Source organism: Pedobacter hiemivivus, from assembly GCF_004331685.1.
Taxonomy (GTDB): domain Bacteria; phylum Bacteroidota; class Bacteroidia; order Sphingobacteriales; family Sphingobacteriaceae; genus Pedobacter; species Pedobacter hiemivivus.
Map to the genome: position 1 here is coordinate 337,141 of NZ_SJSM01000001.1, position 18,534 is coordinate 355,674.

Consider the following 18,534-nt stretch of genomic DNA (forward strand, 5'->3'; position numbering starts at 1 on the left):
AGTTTAAAAAGTCGCTTTTACACTAAAGACAATGGATTTAGACGGTGGTAAAGTTGTCAAACTCAAATTATCAAGATAATCAGGGTCTATTCGTTCTTTGTTAGCTGTCCAAAGTGCCAGATTTCTACCAGTTGCACTAATGCTTAACATTTGAAAGGCATTCCACTTCATTTTCTTTACTGGAATATGGTAGGTTAAAGTAACATCACGCCACCTGATATAGCTGGCATCTTCCACGAAATAGTCGCTATCAATGTAGCGGAAAGTTCCAGTATGTTGAGGATCTATAGCGGGGATATTCGTCTTCGACTCATCTCCAGGCACCCTCCATCTATTTGCCAGATCAGCCTGCGCAAGCCTAGTATAAGGTAGTTTAAAAACCTCATTTGCAGTTGGGCGCATAAATTTGTGCCCTGCTTTAAAAGTAAATAACGTAAACAGTTCAAAATCTTTATAAGTAAATGTGTTTGATATTCCACCAAAATAATGAGGTGTAACATTTCCTTGAAATTGCAAAGCACCTAGATCCTTCTCATCAAAAGTCACCAGATCGGCAAGAACCTTTTCACCCTTACCATTGTAAATCATTGCATTCCCCTTTTCATTAAGTCCAGCATACTTATAGGTATACAAACTCCCTAGCTCTTGGCCCTGTTTAGGGCTATTCGTGTTGGTGTAGTAACTAGTGGTTTCTTGTTGAAAATAAGCCTTCGTTACCTTATTCGTATTGAATGAAACATTTACAGATGGAGTCCAACTGAATCCTGTATTATTGATTGCCCTGGCACTCAGCTCAACATCTACTCCACGGCTTTTCATTTCCAGCCTATTAGCCAATAGTGAGGTAAAACCATACGTAGGATTGATGTCTACATTTCCAAGCAAATCCAGACTTTTGCGCCAGTAAGCATCCACACTTCCGCTAATTCTGGAATTAAATAAGGAAAAGTCTGTTCCAATATTATAGGTTTGAACCCTTTCCCATCGTAGTTGAGGGTTTGCAGGGTTATAAATACTTCCATAAGGATCATTGTTAATCAGGTTATTGCCCGATTGCTGCATCACCAGGTAAGGGGAAGTGTCCTTATTTAGATTCCCATTGTATCCCGCAGTGGCCCTTAAATTCAATTTAGAAAGCCATTCTACCGGAGCCATAAAACCCTCATCTTTTGCCCGCCACATTCCACCAATCGACCATAAAGGAACTGTACGAAACTCCTTTGAAGCACCAAATAAATTAGAATCGTCTTTACGGAAACTTCCAGACAACGAATATTTAGATTTATAGGTATAGGTAAAGTTCCCAAAGATCGAAGCATATCTATCTTTTCGATTAATAACGTTAAGGCCGTATGGAACTTTCGCATCACCATCAACAGTTTTATAAACCTGTGTATAATTCACAGGAATTGAGCTAAGCAAGCGGTTATCATAACCATAAGCACGATTTCCATAGCCGGAGCGCAAGGTTTCTCTAAACTCGGCTCCTATGATGGCATCAAGACGGCCTGCCGCTCCCAGATCAGGATTAAAATTCAATTGCCCCCTGATGTTGTAATTATTTTGTTCTACATCATTAAGGTCAAGAATCCCACCAATCGGAACTCCTCTTACATGCGTAGTTGCAACCGTATAGGTGTTAATGGTATTTCTTGCCATATAAGTGTCGGGACTGTAATAATTCCTTGTCTTATCAAATTCCCGCTCGGTCATATACTTCAAATCCGCACTCATCCAAGGCATAATTTTATAATTTAACCCCGCAGTTAGTCTATAAGCTAAAGATCTAAAGGTATTATCAGCATTAGCTAGCTCATCTATATAATTATATTTCCAGGGTAAATAATCACGTTTCTCCAAGGAATCCAGTGTTTGTGCCTTTGCTTTATAAGAGAAATTGGTTGCATTCCCATTTGCATCAACAATCTGATCATAAGGCAACAATGCATTTGTTCCTGGTTGATTGGCACTCAATCCAATACCGTTATTTTCCTGTTTCATTAGTGTAACAAAGGTTTCGGCAGAAAAAGTAAGCTTTGGCGTTATTTTGGTCTCATTACTAAAGTTAACAACCATCCTGCTGCCATAATCACCTTTATTATTGGTCTGTTCATCGGTATAGGAAGCAGAGAGATAATTACGTGTGATGGACGATCCGCCACTAACGCTTACATTATATTGCTGAGAAAATGGAGACTGCAAAAGATATTGCTGATACTGATCGTTCACATCAATTTTGCTAAGCCGCCCCACCTCATCATTATACTGTTGCTGAGGAATAGTTCCTCGCTTAAATTGCATGTATAGGTTTGCCCCGGTGGTTACTGGTAGTGGATAAATAGAGAACGCTAATTTTTGACCAGGAAGAATCCCTTTGTCTACCAACTCCTTTTCAAGATCTAAATATTGAGCAGAATTGAGTACTTTCCTGTAATCTAATCGAGGTCTGCCTGTTAGCGAAAAAACACTAGAAAAACTCACCTGTGGTTTATTGGAATAAGTCCCCTTTTTCGATTCAATAACAATAACACCATTTGCGGCTCTTACCCCCCAAATACTCGCCGCAGCTGCATCCTTTAAGATCGTGATGTTTTCGACATTATCAGGATTTATATTTACCAGATCCAATTCTGTAGGAAAACCATCCAAAACAATTAGTGGTTTCTTTTCAGAATTGATGGTAGATGTACCCCGTATCGTAAAATTATCACGGCCTTGAGTAAGGCTACGATCTGGCGTGCCCACATTAACCAATAAACCGGAACCAGCTCCTTCCAGACGCTCCAACATATTTGGTGCAACCTTTTTCCCGATCTCCTCTCCAGAAATAACAGTATAAGCCCCTGTTGCCCTATCTTTTGGAATACTTTGATAACCTGTACTAAAGGTCACATTCACCTCTTCCAGATCACTCTTTGTCGAAACAAGCACTACTTTTAAAGGCATCCTTTTCCCCTTTACCGCAATTTCCTGAGTCCTATACCCAACGTAAGAAAAAACTAAAACAGTGCTTTCATCTACCTCCGAAAAGGCAAATACACCATCCGAAGGTGTAACTATAGATTTGGAAGAACCTTTTATGCGCACCGTTGCGCCAGGCAGGACATTCCCTTCATCATCAAAGACAGTTCCGTACGCATCAAAAGATTTGAATTTATCAATCACTCTATCAAAAAGTGATTTGTCTTCTTTTTTGATCACTATCGTTTTTTCATCAATTGCAAAAACCAGGGATTGATTTTTAAGACAATATTCCAGCACATCTTTAAGCGCCGTTCTCTTGAAGTTAACATCCAGTTTTTTTTGATCATTCAACTGGCTATCAAAGTAAATGACATTGTACCCCGTTTGTTTTTTAATTTCCTGGAATACCTGCTCTAATGAAACATTCTTTTTAGCTAAAGTAAGCTGCTGTGCAAAACCCGCAGCACTAACTTGTAAAAAAGTTGCAATCATTAAAACAGTAATAAGGTTAATTCGCATGATCCATTTATTTTTACTGTCCTCATCGATTTGGTCAAAAACCGAATCAATAATTTGCAGAATTTTAGGCATATGGCGTTCCGGCCAACACAATATCTTAGTATAAATTTTATACATTTGTTTGTCTGGTTAAGTTGATAAATTTTGTGTTCTACAACGATTTTAGGTTTTACCAGGTAATTAAGGGCTTCGATGGCAAGATCGGGGTCCTTTTTTCTCTGTAAAACTTTTCTAGATTTTGCTAATGGTCTATCTGAAGGTTCTTCATGTTTTGTTTTTATTGGTTTAGGTTATATTGCGCTAGTATACAGTTACAGTTTTTCCTTGAATTTTAAATTTTATATCTCCTGTCATTTCTAAAATCCGAAGTACTTTAGAAACTTGTTCAAATCGGGAAATATTGCCACTAAGTGTCTTTTTGCTGAGTTCTTTATTATTAAAGACAACCTCAACATTATACCATCTTGCAATTTTTCTCATAATGCTTCCCAACTCTTCGTTCTTAAATGAAAATTCTCCATTTTTCCAAGCGACAGTATTTTCAACATTTACTTCCCTTATGCTTATTTCTCCGTTGATCAAATCAGACTGCTGCCCAGGTTTCAGTAATTTTGCTCCACCACTTGTTGTTATTTTTACAGCACCCTCCAGCAAAGTAGTTTTCACATTTACTTCTTCCTGATAGGCATTTATGTTAAAGTGTGTACCTAATACTTCTACCTGCTGTCCCTTACTCTCCACAATAAATGGGTGCATTTTATCCTTTGCTACCTCAAAGTAAGCCTCGCCACTCAATTCCACCTTGCGCGATGTCCCGATAAATTTAGTAGGGAAGCTCAGTCCCGAAGCGGCATTTAGCCAAACTCTAGTCCCATCAGGCAATACAACCTCATAAGTTCCTCCTCGTGGGGTACTTACTTTAGCGTAGTGCGAAGTATCTCCTGATGCAGAAATGGCCTGGATTTCAGTACCATCACTGTAGGCTAATTTGGTTGCATCTATAGTTACTCCATTTTTAGTCTCACTCAGCACGATCTTTTTTCCGTCGCTTAAGGTCAAAAATGCTTTATTTCCACCTGCAGTAATCCCACTTCGGGATGCCTGTTGTTCCAAAAAGAAACTGGTATACTTAGTTAGATAAAAATGAAGACCAATACTTAAGCAAAGCAATATTGAAGCTGCTACGGCTATTCTCTGCCATAAACCCATTCTTCCCTTAGTCCGAACCTTGGCAGCAGCCAATATTTTATCCTGAGTTTTATTCCATACCGAGGCTTTATTTGTGGCATGGTACATTTTTAACTGCTGATCTATCTTTTCCTGCTGGCAAAAATCATTAAACCAGTTTAAATGGTCATTTGAAGCCTGTTGCCATTCCTTTAGTTTAGTTTCTTGCTCCTTGGTTAAATCTCCTCTAAGATATCCCGCAACAAGGATGGAGATTTCATATGCTACTTCAAATTTTTGCTGAGGGATCATCTATATTCCTATTTTGTTATAGAAACAACAATATTAAAAAAACAACCAAAAGAATTTTGTTTTTTTTATCGATCTATAAATAACAGGAATGCTAATGTCATTGCGGCGGACACGCCTTTCTTCAAAAATGATGTTTTAAGGAGTTCTATAGCTCTTGTTTTATGATTTCTTACGGTTTGTACCGAGAGGCCTAGCATTGCAGCTATTTCATCTGTTTTACGGTTCTCCAGATAGATCAATTTAAAAACCTCACGACATTTATCTGGTAATCCTTCAATCTCCTGACTCAGTATGGTCAAGATTTCCGTTTCAATCACCTCATAGAAGATGGTTTCTTCACCTTCTTCTAGGTGCTTAATATACTCCTGCTGTATAGCCGTTTTACGTTTCGTCTTTTTAAGATGGTTCAAACAAGCATTGCGGCAGCTGATGTACAAAAATGCTTTGATATTTTGGGCAGTTTCAAAATCTTGATGGCGCTCCCATAACTTGTAAAAACAATCAGAAACTACCTCTTCGGCCTCCATATCATCCTGCAATAACCTTCCGGCAAAATAACAAAGTGATCTATAATGCAATTCAAAGAAATGCGATAGCGCATGATCATTACCCTTTCGAAAAGCGATTATCCAGTATTGTTCATCAAAGGTTTCCGTCAAAAGCATTCTTTGCTAACTATATTTCCCGCAGCAATATCCGAAAAAATATCACAGTATCAATAAAACAAGGGATTGCCAGATTGAGTAAACTAGCCAAAGTACAAAGCGAAATACTTTTAAAGTAGAACACTTACACCATTTTCTGTAATTAAATATCACAACAGTCATTTCACTCATCGTATAAAAGAATTTTTATTAAGATATTGTATGTGTTTTTTGATAAAAATCAGATAAAATTGTAAAAAAAACACAACAAAAACATCATACTACGACGTAAAACACCATTTTACGATATACTCCATTATTTTTTGTGACACACATCAAAAAACAAAATTCAAACAGCTAATAATCAACAAAATAACTAATCACAATCACTAAAATTCGGCTTCGGTAAAGCTCTGCCTGTGCTTCGTTCGGGGTCTATAACAAACAGGTACTTTCTAGGTACTTTCTAGGTACCTTCTAGGTACATGCTAGGTACCTGCTAGGTGTCTACACCTACAAGGTAGGGCTGATGTACCAACCATGTACCTATGAGGTAATCGCTTGACATAGGCTCAGACACCGTTGTTGACTTTAATTAATAGTTAACAGCCTTTGATGAGCATTTAGCATATCTCTCCACAACATTTTTCATAGACCCGCTACAAGCTCATGATTAATAACAGCTCCGGCTTTACCACCCGCTGCTACCGCAGCCGAAACCGCACGAAACTTGCTGGTGTTATCACCTGCAGCAAATACACCTGCAATAGTTGTTTTCTGAAGATCGTCTATTTGTATGTAACCCATTTTATTGATTTCGCAGCCAATTTCTTTTGGGACGAGACAATGTTGTTCAAATGGTGGCCTAGCATATAGTGCGTTTAGGATCTGGTTGCTGCCATCAGTGAACATGATTCGATTCATTGAACCAGCTTGATGCTCAATCTCCTCCAAGTTTTTTTCAATCACATCTATTTTCAAACTGGTTAACTGTTGCTGCTGCGCTTCAGTTAATTCTGCTTTCCCATTGGTAAAAACAGTTAATTTCTTTGTCCAATTATTAATCATTAATGCCATTTCATAGGCCGTATCTCCATTGGCTAGAATACCTGTAGCCTGATCTTTAAACTCATAACCATGGCAATAAGGACAGTGAATCACAGATATCCCCCAGCAATCCGCAAAACCAGGAATATCTGGCATCAGATCTTTTACACCTGTGCTGAATAGCAACTTGCGTGCTTTTATAGCTTTACCGGAGTTCGTAATAACATCAAAGTTATTGTTCTCGCCTTTTACGGCAGTCACCAGATCCGTTAAAAATTCTATTGTCGGGTACCGCATAACTTCGGCCTTCCCTAATGCGGTTATATTTGCCGGAGTCTTACCATCCTGGGTAAGAAAGTTATGGGAATGCGGTGTCTGACGGTTACAAGGATTTCCATTATCAATAACCAGTACATTTCTTATTGCTCTCCCGAGCGCTAAAGCCGCCGACAGCCCGGCATAACTTCCGCCGATGATAACTACATCATAATTTTGATTCTTTTCCATTGCAATATTGTTTTGCAACGAAGTTGCGTATTTACAAAGACAATACAAATACTAATTGCAACTTTGATGCAAATAAGACATTACAACTTTAAACTGGTAATATCAACCATTGGTAAAGCAAGAGACCTTACCTCGCCCTTATCATCTATAAATTTTAGCTTTAATGCCTTCTTCTCCTTGACAGGCTCATCCTTAGCATCGCCCAGCAAAACCTTACACATATCTTCCTGACTTAAATTTTCGACGTTTTTGCTGCCATATTCAATAATTTTATAGCCTGTTTTGAGCCCCGCTTTTTCCGCAGGAGAGTTTTTCCAGACAATGCCGACTAAAAACTTACTATCTTCTATTTTAAGCTCAAAACCCGCTATTTTTTCGGTTAAGGCGACATTATTTTGGGCAAGTGGCTCAAAGTAAAATCTTTCATGGGTAAAATCTAAAGTCACTTTACCATATTTTAACAGTTTTACTCCAAGCAAAGAATAAGGATGATTTCCTGTATTGGTGACAGGATTTTTAATTATTGCCTTTCCAATGCTGAGTTCATCAAACTTCAGTTTGATTTTTTCGCTTTCAGTCTCGGTACCCGAAGCAACTTTCGAAACTCCGCCATAACCCCTGGCCACAATGTACTCATTTAAAGAGCTAGACTGATTTACATATTTATAGGTTTGATTCGCAATACTGTATAAGTCTCCCGTCATACCTGTATCAAACAATGCATTTTCAACAAAAACTTTCCCAAACTTCACTTCTACTAATGGCGAGTTCTGCACTTTGAGTAAAGTCATTTTACTTACGAACAGCTCATTCACTTTTAATTCGGCTGAACTGGTCGAGACAATCAACCTTTTATTTTGCAGATCTATTTGTAAAACCTTTTGCTTAAACACATCCACTCCTAAAAAGCCTTCTATGTCCATGCAAGCCAATTGCGGAATGCTGCTCCGCATATCAAAGACAGTAACAGATACATCATTCAGTTTTAAACCGCCTATTTTTAAAGACGGAAGCACCACACCACTCATTTCAATGTTTTTACTACTGGCATCTGTAACTATCCTGCCTGCCCCAAGCTCAACATTCAGTTCCTGCTGTAATTCTTTAGAAATCAAGGTGGGAGCTCCTGTATCAAAGAAGAAATTACGGGGCTTACCATTAACTTCTGCTTTAACAATGATCATATTGTTCTGATATTGAAAAGGGATAGTATCTGGCTTAACTGTCGCACCCTGCGCATAAGCGCATGAAAAACCCAACAGCATAAAAAATGCTGCCAGGTAAATTTTGTTTTTCATAAATTATTTATAGGTTTTAGCCAGTTTTAAGGCTTCGTAGGCATTTACAATTCCACCTGTAACCGAAAGTGTAGAAAAAGACACTTCAGTTGGATTTTGTGCGCCAGGCAATAAAGTAGTACCTGATACTTTGGTAACTGATTTAAGTAAAATCTCCTTCAGCTGAAGGTAAGTTAGGTTTGGAAAGCGAGACCAAACCAATGCTACAACCCCGCTCACGACAGGACATGCCATACTGGTCCCCTGCATGTTCTTATATTCACTACCTGGTATAGTAGAATAGATTTCCGTTCCGGGCGCGAACAGATCCACGGTAGTTTTTCCATAATTGCTGAATGAAGCAGTCTTTGCATCTGGGGTAGATGCTCCTACAGTGATCACATTGCCAGCCTTTTTACCATCTAAAAATACCGCGTCTGGAAAAGTCTTGTCTACATCAAGGTTTTTTGAATCATTACCCGCCCCTTTCACAATAAGTACACCTTTTTGTTCAGCATACCTGAAGGCATCATCGACCCACTGTTTCTGGGGTGAAAAAGGTTTACCGAAGCTCATGTTGATAATTTTGGCACCATTGTCAACCGCGTAGCGAATGGCGTTGGCGATATCTTTATCATACTCATCTCCATCCGGAACAGCACGTATGGCCATAATTGAAACATTATCGGCGATGCCATCCAGGCCAATGCCATTGTTCCGTTCCGCCGCGACAATACCGGCTACATGTGTACCGTGTTCAATATGCGGTAATGAGAGTATATTGTTACCATAATACCTGGAAGTATTTGCTCTAAAATCATCATTCATTAAAACCCTGTTATCGGTTACAGATTCCTTAGCATTCAGATACTCTTTTTGATTCGAAGCAATCATATCATCAGAAAATTTCTGGATAAAAGGAGCCAATAAAGTAGTATCTGGTACCTTATTATACATCACCCCCATCATTACGGCTGATTGCGCGTACATGAACATACTATCTGTTGGCTGATAACCGGCATAATCTATCATATGCAGCACTTTTCCCGGGTTTTTCTCTTGAATTTCTTGTACCAGCTTTTTATTCTCTTCCGCCAATCGTTTCACGATAACAACAGCAAACTCCTTGCTACCCAATACCGATTTGCTAACTACTGAACGGAAATAAGCATACTTGGGATTTTTTCGGTAGTCGTCAAAAGAAACGTTTAAGTACTGATCTCTTAAACGCAGGTATTCCCTGTCTGCTTCCAAATTTGTTTTAACCACGTTCTTTTTTCCATCTGCGCTCCCCAGGAAGTTCCAGCCATGAATGTCATCTATGTAACCGTTATTGTCGTCATCTTTACCGTTTCCTTTAATTTCCTTTCCGTTTGTCCAAAGGATATTTTTCAGGTCGGCATGTGCAGTATCTACACCAGAATCTATAATGGCTACAATAAGCTTTTTCTTTGTTTTGCTTTTAGGGAATTCCTTGTAAGCTTTATCTGATTCTATACCATGCACTCCATCCTTACCAATAGACAGGTGTTCCCAGTTTTGAGGGGCCGCTGGCTTTTTTGCCCTTTGAGTAGGATTGTTCGCTACTCCCGGGGTTGGCACTACGACCTGTGCGTCTGCATTTACAACATAGCCAGCAGCAAATAATAAAGCGATATATAGTTTTGAAAATTTCATTTTGATCTTAGTTCTTTTATAATTGTTTTTAGTTTTCGGCAATGGTTTTCAATAGCATTTCTTTAAAGTCTGGATTGCTGGGGTATGGCCCATAAGAATCTACAAATTTGCCCTCTTTATCAATAAAGATGTAGCGGGGCATTGTACGGAGCATTAGCTTCTGTTCTAGATTATCCTTCTCATTTTTTGTACGCACCGAAAGCAATTGAATACCTTCAAGTTTCTTCTCTTCGACGAACTTTTTCCATTCCGATATAGCATCCGGACTCTCCCAGCCAATGGTCATGAATACCACATCTTTACGGTCTTTCATCTCTTTTTTAAAGGCATCGAAATAAGGCATCTCTTTGATACAAACGCTGCACCAAGTAGCCCAAACATCTATAATCACGGCCTTCCCTTTAAAATCAGACAGTTTCACTGTTTTCCCATGTTGGTCCGGCAGTTCAAAATCAGGTACCGATTTACCAGCCATAATCGGGGAATACAGAACTTCCCACTCATTTACTTTCTTCTTAAAAGCCTCATCTTTAGACAGCCTATTTACGTCCCTGATCAGGTCAATCATCTCAGCAGTCATCATATAGCGACTATTCCTGCTAGAAATATTCATTCCAACAAAATCAGTTTTTAGTTCCTCATCTTTCAAATGGGTCAAAGCATATTTTGACTGATCGTACATTGTAGGTTCTGGGTTTCCTGAACGATAATGTAGCATAGCCACATAAGCATTAAAAAAATTGGAGAACTCACTGGTTTGTTTATTATTTTGAAATAGCCGATCATTGATGTTCAGCACATCCAACAAACCATAAAAACTTTTCGGAATCGCGGATCTGTCTTTTTGGTTTCTCACAAAATTCCTGCGAGCAGATAATTCTGCAAAATCAGCATATACTTTATTTTCAGCTCCCTTCAATGGTTGCTGTTTGACCAACACCGAAGCCTTTTCCCTGCAAGAGACAACCTCTTTTTCAAACGTCACCAAGCTGATATCATTCTTCCAGAATACCTCACTGTTCCAGGCTTTTAAAATTTTCCTCTTCAGGGTATCAACTGCCAGACTTTCTTTTTGTTCAGGAACCGGAATACCAGGCCTTAAACCATGACCAAAGGCCATTCCCGAAAAAAGAAGTGTAAATGATGCTGCTATTATTAATGATTTCATTTGCGTTTTGTGTTTAATTATGGTACCAATACTGCGTCGCCTATGGCCTGCAGATCAACATTGTGAACGGTTTTGTAATAGTTGATCACCAAGTTATACTTCTGTTTTACCAAACCTTTGGTATCGTTAGTAGGCTTAAGTATGGTATTGTCAAGTGTAGCTTTTGAATTGTTGGTTATCGCTTTAACGTAAGTCCTGATATCGTACATCTGTGGATTATTCTGCGATTTGGCCCTGGTATCTAAAAAACCATTTGCATACATCGTCGACGCGGAAACGGTCAGGGTATAATTACTAACCGAGGCAAAATTAGTTGCCATGGCGACTTTCCCAGTAGCAAACATATAATTCCAATACTCAATATGCATATCCCCTTTAAATAGCGTCTTTTGCGCTGTAGTCATCGCATCAAAAGCAGGAGAAAAGTTGCTTATCGTAATGTGATAATAGCCCAAAATGGTATTTGGGAATGTTCCTGAACTAATTCCTGTATTGCTTAAAGTATAATCAGCGCTATTTGGATTTACCAGTCTTTTCAGATTTTTAGCAAAAAGTACTTTAAAAGGTAGCGTCCGCTTCAAAAATGTATCCGGATACAGGCTTAACCAGTTTTTCTGTACAAAAGGCAAAACTTTTGCTACAGCAGCCTCATCAGCCTGCTCACAGGAAAATTTAGTGCTAAATAAATTATCTGTACCTACGGCAGCCGGCACCCAGGCAAAATCTACAGCAGGATTAAATTTATAAAGAAAATAACTGCCGTAGTTCTGGTAGATGTTAACCAGCTCTGTATCAAAAGCATTTGTCCCCTGCGGAAGTTTATATTCAATTTTGGATACACTCGGCTCAAGCACTTCCTTTTTTTTGCATCCCGGTAAAACAAATCCCAGGAAAACTATAATTAAAGCTATGTATTTCATCATCTAGAAGATTAAGGGTTTTGGACAAGTTCAGGATTAGCGCGTAAGGCTGTTTGCGGAATCGGCAAAGTAAACTCAGGGTCGCCCGGTAAAATGGTTTTTGAATCCGTAGCGGTTGCTGATAGCTGTATAGAATGGCTAACCGGTAAATTCCATCTTCTCAAATCAAACCACCTTTGGTCTTCAAAGCACAATTCCCTGCGGCGTTCGGCCTTGTAAAACTCAAATAACGCAGTAGGATCTGTAATATTAATGTTCTGGAATTTAGATGTGGTTATACGTTTTGAACGTAATAAATTGAGATCAGCAAGCGCCCCGTTGATTCCCTGCCCATTACCAGCCAACGCTTTCTGTATATTCGCTTCGGCCCTATTCAAATAAGCTTCTGAAACTCGAAACGCCTTACTATTCTGTATAATGGAGGTTAATGATCCATATTTAAAACCATAAAATTTGGACCAAATCAAAACTCCTGTATTCGGATTGTACTGTCCACCGTAATTAAAGTACAGCACATTTCGTCTGTCATCTACTTCATAAGCATCCGAAAGCGATGCAGATACGGTAAAAGCCGCTTTTTCAAACATAATCCCTGAAACTCCAGCACCTAAAGCTGCATCAGCATAATCCTTGTCAAATCCATATCCCCAGTACACCTCCGGACTGACCAAGGCATTAGCCATCTGGTATGGAGGGCTTGCCTCATCAAATCCTGATGCGGGATTAGCAGTTACCTCATTCAGATTCTTCAGGGTAGATTTAATAGCCAAAGCTTTAGTAGCATAATCTATACTCTTGTCCCATTGCCTTGAATACAAATAAACTCTGGAAAGCAACAGGCAGGTCGCAGCGACACCCGGATGATAAATATTAGATCCTGATGTAGAACTTAACAAGGTATTAGCCTCTAGCAGATCTTTTTCTACCTGAGCATAAACCTGGGTAACAGTTGCTCTTTTAATCAAATCCCTAGTCACATCCGAACTCAGTACCAAAGGCACCCCTAAATCACTATCCGGATTGCTTCCATTTGCTCCGTATGCTTTTCCATATAAATTGACCAGGTTAAAGTAATAGAAGCCCCGAAGAAATAAAGCTTCGCCTTTTATTTTAGCCTTTTCAGCTTCCGATCCCGAAACCTTACCCAGATAATCCAGCACCACATTGCATCCTTTTATTCTTGAATAATAGGTAGTATAACTATCGGTTCCGGGTATACCTGAAACAGGCATATCTTCAAACATGGTATTCTTCCACAAAAATGCAGGAGCCCATCTGGATAATGCGGCAATCTGAAACGGATCATTCAGAAAGTTAGCTTCCACATCATCTGTGATCACATCCATATAGGTATGGAATCGGTCCGTCAATGGAAATCCTTCACCCAACAAGGTTTGTGCCAGGTCGGATGCCGTAGTTGGCCGCAATAAATTCTGATTACTTTCTTCCAGAAACTTTTTACAAGAGCCCAATATTAAAGTAAATGAGAGCAAACCTAAGGTTATATATTTTTTCATAGCTGTCTAATTAAAAGCCAACGTTTAAGGTTAACGAATACGTTCTGGGAATTGGCAGGTTGTTCCCTGATACCTCAGGATCTATCCCATCAAGTTTGCCTGAAGCGATGTAAAAAAGATTGGTCACCGAAGCCTGTAAACTAAGCTGTTGGATATGTGCCTTAGCCAACATTTTTGGTGGAATGGCATAAGACAAGCCAATGTTTCGGCAACGCAGGTAATCGGCGTTAACGACCCTTGCAGTTGAATAATCATACAGATTATATATTGGATAACTTGTGTTACCGATGTATGTAGAAGGAATATTTGCTGTTGGCAATGAAGGGATATTGGTAAATGTTTCATCACCAGGCTTCCTCCAGCGATCATTTAATGCAGAAGATAGGTTTTGCGTCGGGTATGGGGCAGAGCGGTCACTGTTGTTGTACAATGGTGCCAAAAACTTTTTGGCACCCAGGCTAACTGTGAAGCTCGAGTTCAGCGTAAAATTCTTATAGCGGATGTTCGTACCAAACCCACCTGTAAACTTGGGATCCAGCTGTCCGGCATAATCCATTAACAACGACACATTCTTTTTACTCTCGTCAGTTAATGCCGGGATGTTAAAGGTTGGATAACCTGTAACAGGATCCAGCCCCTTATAATTAAAAGCGAAGAAACTGCTGGCTGCATACCCCTCTAGGTAGCTTGTTCCATTAGCCAGGGCATTCCAGCCCTCCAGTTGGTTATTTCCTGATTTGGTAACTTGGTTAAAATTCCTTGCTGTATTGAAATTTATCCCCCAGGTAAGATCTTTAGAACTTACGGGTACAAAATTCAGGTAAAGTTCATAACCATGATTGTTGATATTTCCTGCATTGACCGGCATGGTCGCAACACCATATTCAACTGGGATCACAACTTCTGTCAGGGCATCAGTGGTCTTTTTATTATAATAGTCTACACTTCCCGAAATACGATTACTGAATAGAGCAAAGTCAAGCCCAAAGTTTACCGTTACTGTTTTTTCCCAACGCAGGTCAGGATAGCCCAGACTCTTTATATTGAGAAGCCCCTCTCCTGTTACAGTACTAATCGATCTCGTAGGATACTGCAGTATCAATTCAGGTCCGAAGTTTTCAGCCACATTCCCCTGAAAGCCATAAGTTCCCCGGATAGAGAACTGGCTCAACCATTTCATTTTGTCACTAAAAAAATTCTCCTCCATTACATTCCACTTTACACCTGCAGACCAGATGGGTAGGAAACGATTGTTTGTAGATTGACCGAACCTATTTGAAGCATCAGTTCTGATCGTAGCATTAACTACATATTTATTGTTCCAATTATAAGTAGCTGTACCAAAGTAAGACACGAAGTTAGATTTCTGATCCGTTATGACAGGTATATCTCTATAGAGTAAAGGACTTTGCAGAAGTGTTGCGCCCACACCAACAGGAAGATAAGTTGCTGGAGTCTCCGCAAAAGTACGCCCACGCTCTGGCATGTAACCGAAATTGGTTTGGCTCATACCATCATACTTCGAACTTCTCAGTTCAGATCCTGCAAGGATGGTCAGATTATCCCTATCCTTCCTGAAATTCTTATTGTATGTAATTGAGTTCCTAAACGTATAGGATTGGTTGTTTATCCCTGTAGTGTTCAGCACGCCACCCTGAGGTAAATAAGATGCCAGGTAAGCTGGTGTACCGGGAACAGCAGAGTTATAAGCATTGTAACGGAAATTCTGTGCGATATAATAAGATTGTGCAGCCGCATAGCTTTCCCCATTCGTTTGCGTATAATTTATACCAAGAAGCGATTGAAAGGTAAAATCACTTAAGAACCGATACTCCAGATTTGTTGTGGCAGAAAAATTAGTCGACTTATTTTTATTTCCTGTATAATCTCTTTCACGAAGAATGTTAAAACTGTCAAAATCACTGCTCTTTTTATAGGCATAATAGCTACCATCCTCATTAAAAGCCGGAATAGCACGACTGGTATTGAAAGCATAATTAAACGGGTTTATCTGGTAAAAGCCAGTTGTATTACCCATGTTACCACCTAACCTAAAACCCAGTTTTAGCTTTTTAGATACGTCGACATTAATGCTCAGGTTTCCGTTATAAGTATCCTGACCATTACCAATGGTGTTTCCACGATTGCTGGCATAGCCCATAGAGGCATAATACCTGATCTTATCAGTTCCTCCAGATACGCTTAAAGAGTGATTCTGGCTAAACGGGTTTTGGTATAGTAAACCAAACCAGTCTGTGTTCATGGTTTCCAGTTTCCCCACTTCGGTATTAAACTGTTCCTGGGTAATGGTTTTATTAAGTAGTTTGCTTAAATATCCTTCATACGAGAGGTTATCCGGTACATATTGAAAGGTAAGCCCCCTGGCATAAATCTCTTTAGAAACATCAATACGCTCCTTAGAGTTCATCAGGTTGAAATCATCGTAAGATGGCGCTGCTGAAATAGATAAATTAGTTACATAATTAAATCTGGCAGGCCCAGCTTTGCCTTTTTTAGTAGTAATCACAATTACCCCATTGGCAGCTTTAGTTCCATAAATGGCTGTTGCCGACGCATCTTTCAAAACAGAAATATCCTGAATATCTTCAATATTTAAAAAAGAAACCGAGCTACCAATTAGGTCTCTAATACCACTACTACTAGTGGTATTGATCAACGAATAATCAAAAGGCAAACGATCTTGCTGGATAATGCCATCCACGACCCAAACAGGCTCCTGATTACCTAGCAAAGTAGAGGTTCCCCTAACCCTAACTTTTGGCGAGGAACCAATTATACCAGTCTGATTGGCTACCGAAACACCGGCAAGTTGTCCCTGCAAAAGCTGGTCAATACTTCTGATACCCGCAGCCTTAATATCCTCAGCCTTTACCGTAGCAATAGAACCTACCAGATTACGTTTGGTAATATCCTGATAACCTGTCGATATGGTTACTTCATTCAAAACACTTCCTGAAGTATTTAGCTGTACATTTTGTTTAACTTCTGTAACCCCAATAGCATTAATAGAAGTTTTAAACGCTTCGGCACCCACATAACTGAAAGTCAGCGTAGATCCCCTTCTTACGTTGATGCTATATTCTCCATTACTATTGCTGCTAGTCGCATTCCCACTCTTTGAATCCTTAATACTAGCACCAGGTAGTGGCCTACCATCTTCATCAGTAATCTTTCCTGAAACATTCAGCATAAGCCCCAAATATTCGCCTGCCTTGGTGGTCTCACCTACCAGCAGGATGTTTACGACATTGTTATCAATGGTATACTTAAGATTGGTGTCCTTAATCAAAAGTTTAATCACTTCAGTTATGGATTCATTTTTAACATTTATGGAGATTGGGCCATACTTATCGAGTTCTTTAACATTGTAAAAGAACTCCATATCTACCTGTTTTTTAATCTCATTAAGTATTGTAGTACGCTTGGCATTTTTCATGTTTAACGTAATGTTCCTGTTCTGTGCAAAGCTGACTTGACTGGTCATCAGTAAAAATGCGAACAGAAAAAAGAGTTTTTTTAGGCAAAGAGCGCCCCCTCCGATAATCGGTTTAGTAAATTTTTCTCTCATTGAATACGGTTTAGTTGTTAGTTGATTTGTGGTGGATTATTTTTTATTATATATATAAATTGTTTGACCTGAAATCCTGTATTTAAGTTCATTAGAACGTTCTATAACATTAAGCACATCGGTAATCCTTTTCGATTTGCGCAATTTACCTCCAAACCTAAGTACCTTAAGCTCTGGCGATTCAAAAGAAACGTTATAGTCGTACCAGCGACCGACCTGTTCCAACACTTCATCAAGAGAATTGTCGTTAAACACCAACCAGCCATCCTTCCAGGATGTATAAGGGTATACATCAACTTCTGATTTGCTGATATCCTTTGTTATCGGATCAAAATTAGATTGCTCGCCCGGTACCTGGAAAAGTGCTGCTTTTCCTTTACGGTTCACCTTTATGCTTCCCTCAACAAGCGTGGTACTAATTTTTTGATTGAAGGTATTGATGTTGAACGATGTCCCCAACACTTCAACCTGCATTCCATTCAGGTTTACTAAGAACGGTGCATGCTTATTTTTAGTTACTTTAAAATACGCCTCCCCACTTTCCAGGTAAACCATCCTATCACCTGTTTCGTTTAATACTGCTGGGTAGCGTAACCTGGTTTCCGAGTTCAGCCAAACTTCTGTTCCATCGCTCATCACCAGTTTATATTCTCCACCCCGAGGCACTACCAAGGTGTGGTAAACATTGGCTACTGCATTGGCCGATTGATAGCTGATTGCTCTAGCAGAATCTGATAATACAGCTGTTCCACCTGCTATCTTTTGCTTAGTTTTATTGTCTAAGGCAATAGCAGTTCCATTTTCCAAGATCAACGTAGCTTTATGTTTATCTACATCATTTATAATCGCAGTTGGCCGACTCTTGTCCAATTTGTCATTTTGACTTAAAGCAAACCAACCTAAGCCAACAACCAGTAATACTGAAGCTGCATAAGCAAGATAACGGCGCATTGGGTTTAAGCGAACAGATTTTACCTGAACATTCATTTTGCTGTTTATTCCCTGCCAACCATCCTCGATATCAATCAAAGGAAAAGCTGCCTTTAAGTTAGCATCCAATAGTACGCTCTGAATTTCTTCTAATTGTACTTCCTCGTCAACATGCAACGTCAATTCCGCTTTTTTACGAAGCAAAGCAGTTTCTTTTTGCTGTAATTCAGCAATAAACACCTGCCATTCAGAAGAATTATACTGATCGTAATTGTCCATATCTATAGGTATGTGAT

At 39.3% G+C, this 18,534-nt stretch carries 11 protein-coding genes; all 11 read right to left on the minus strand.

Annotated features, from left to right (window positions below):
- Positions 1-3: 3 nt before the first annotated feature.
- The 11 genes from EZ444_RS01335 to EZ444_RS01385 all read right to left on the minus strand — a co-directional run bounded on the left by EZ444_RS01335 (position 4) and on the right by EZ444_RS01385 (position 18,517).
- Entirely contained in the window at positions 4-3,600 is a 3,597-nt protein-coding gene (locus tag EZ444_RS01335) for a SusC/RagA family TonB-linked outer membrane protein (RefSeq protein WP_131606462.1), read from the minus strand.
- Positions 3,601-3,783: 183 nt separating this feature from the next.
- On the minus strand, positions 3,784-4,962 hold the full coding sequence (locus tag EZ444_RS01340) for a FecR family protein (protein WP_131606464.1): 1,179 nt from the start codon (positions 4,960-4,962) through the stop codon (positions 3,784-3,786).
- Between the two features lie 65 nt (positions 4,963-5,027).
- A complete protein-coding gene (locus EZ444_RS01345) occupies positions 5,028-5,627 on the minus strand; it encodes an RNA polymerase sigma factor (RefSeq protein WP_131606466.1) in 600 nt (199 codons plus the stop codon).
- Between the two features lie 627 nt (positions 5,628-6,254).
- Complete coding sequence (locus EZ444_RS01350) at positions 6,255-7,160, minus strand: NAD(P)/FAD-dependent oxidoreductase (protein WP_131606468.1); 906 nt, start codon at positions 7,158-7,160, stop codon at positions 6,255-6,257.
- 80 nt (positions 7,161-7,240) lie between these two features.
- Entirely contained in the window at positions 7,241-8,458 is a 1,218-nt protein-coding gene (locus EZ444_RS01355) for an aspartyl protease family protein (protein WP_131606470.1), read from the minus strand.
- Positions 8,459-8,461: 3 nt separating this feature from the next.
- A complete protein-coding gene (locus EZ444_RS01360; protein WP_131606472.1) occupies positions 8,462-10,114 on the minus strand; it encodes a S8 family serine peptidase in 1,653 nt (550 codons plus the stop codon).
- A gap of 28 nt (positions 10,115-10,142) precedes the next feature.
- A complete protein-coding gene (locus EZ444_RS01365) occupies positions 10,143-11,282 on the minus strand; it encodes a TlpA family protein disulfide reductase (RefSeq protein ID WP_131606474.1) in 1,140 nt (379 codons plus the stop codon).
- Positions 11,283-11,299: 17 nt separating this feature from the next.
- On the minus strand, positions 11,300-12,205 hold the full coding sequence (locus tag EZ444_RS01370; protein WP_131606476.1) for a hypothetical protein: 906 nt from the start codon (positions 12,203-12,205) through the stop codon (positions 11,300-11,302).
- An 8-nt stretch (positions 12,206-12,213) separates the two neighbouring features.
- On the minus strand, positions 12,214-13,719 hold the full coding sequence (locus EZ444_RS01375; protein ID WP_131606478.1) for a RagB/SusD family nutrient uptake outer membrane protein: 1,506 nt from the start codon (positions 13,717-13,719) through the stop codon (positions 12,214-12,216).
- Positions 13,720-13,729: 10 nt separating this feature from the next.
- On the minus strand, positions 13,730-17,308 hold the full coding sequence (locus tag EZ444_RS01380; RefSeq protein WP_131606480.1) for a SusC/RagA family TonB-linked outer membrane protein: 3,579 nt from the start codon (positions 17,306-17,308) through the stop codon (positions 13,730-13,732).
- Positions 17,309-17,344: 36 nt separating this feature from the next.
- Positions 17,345-18,517 (minus strand): FecR family protein, encoded by a 1,173-nt coding sequence (locus EZ444_RS01385; protein ID WP_131606482.1) that lies wholly within the window; start codon positions 18,515-18,517, stop codon positions 17,345-17,347.
- Between the last annotated feature and the right edge of the window lie 17 nt (positions 18,518-18,534).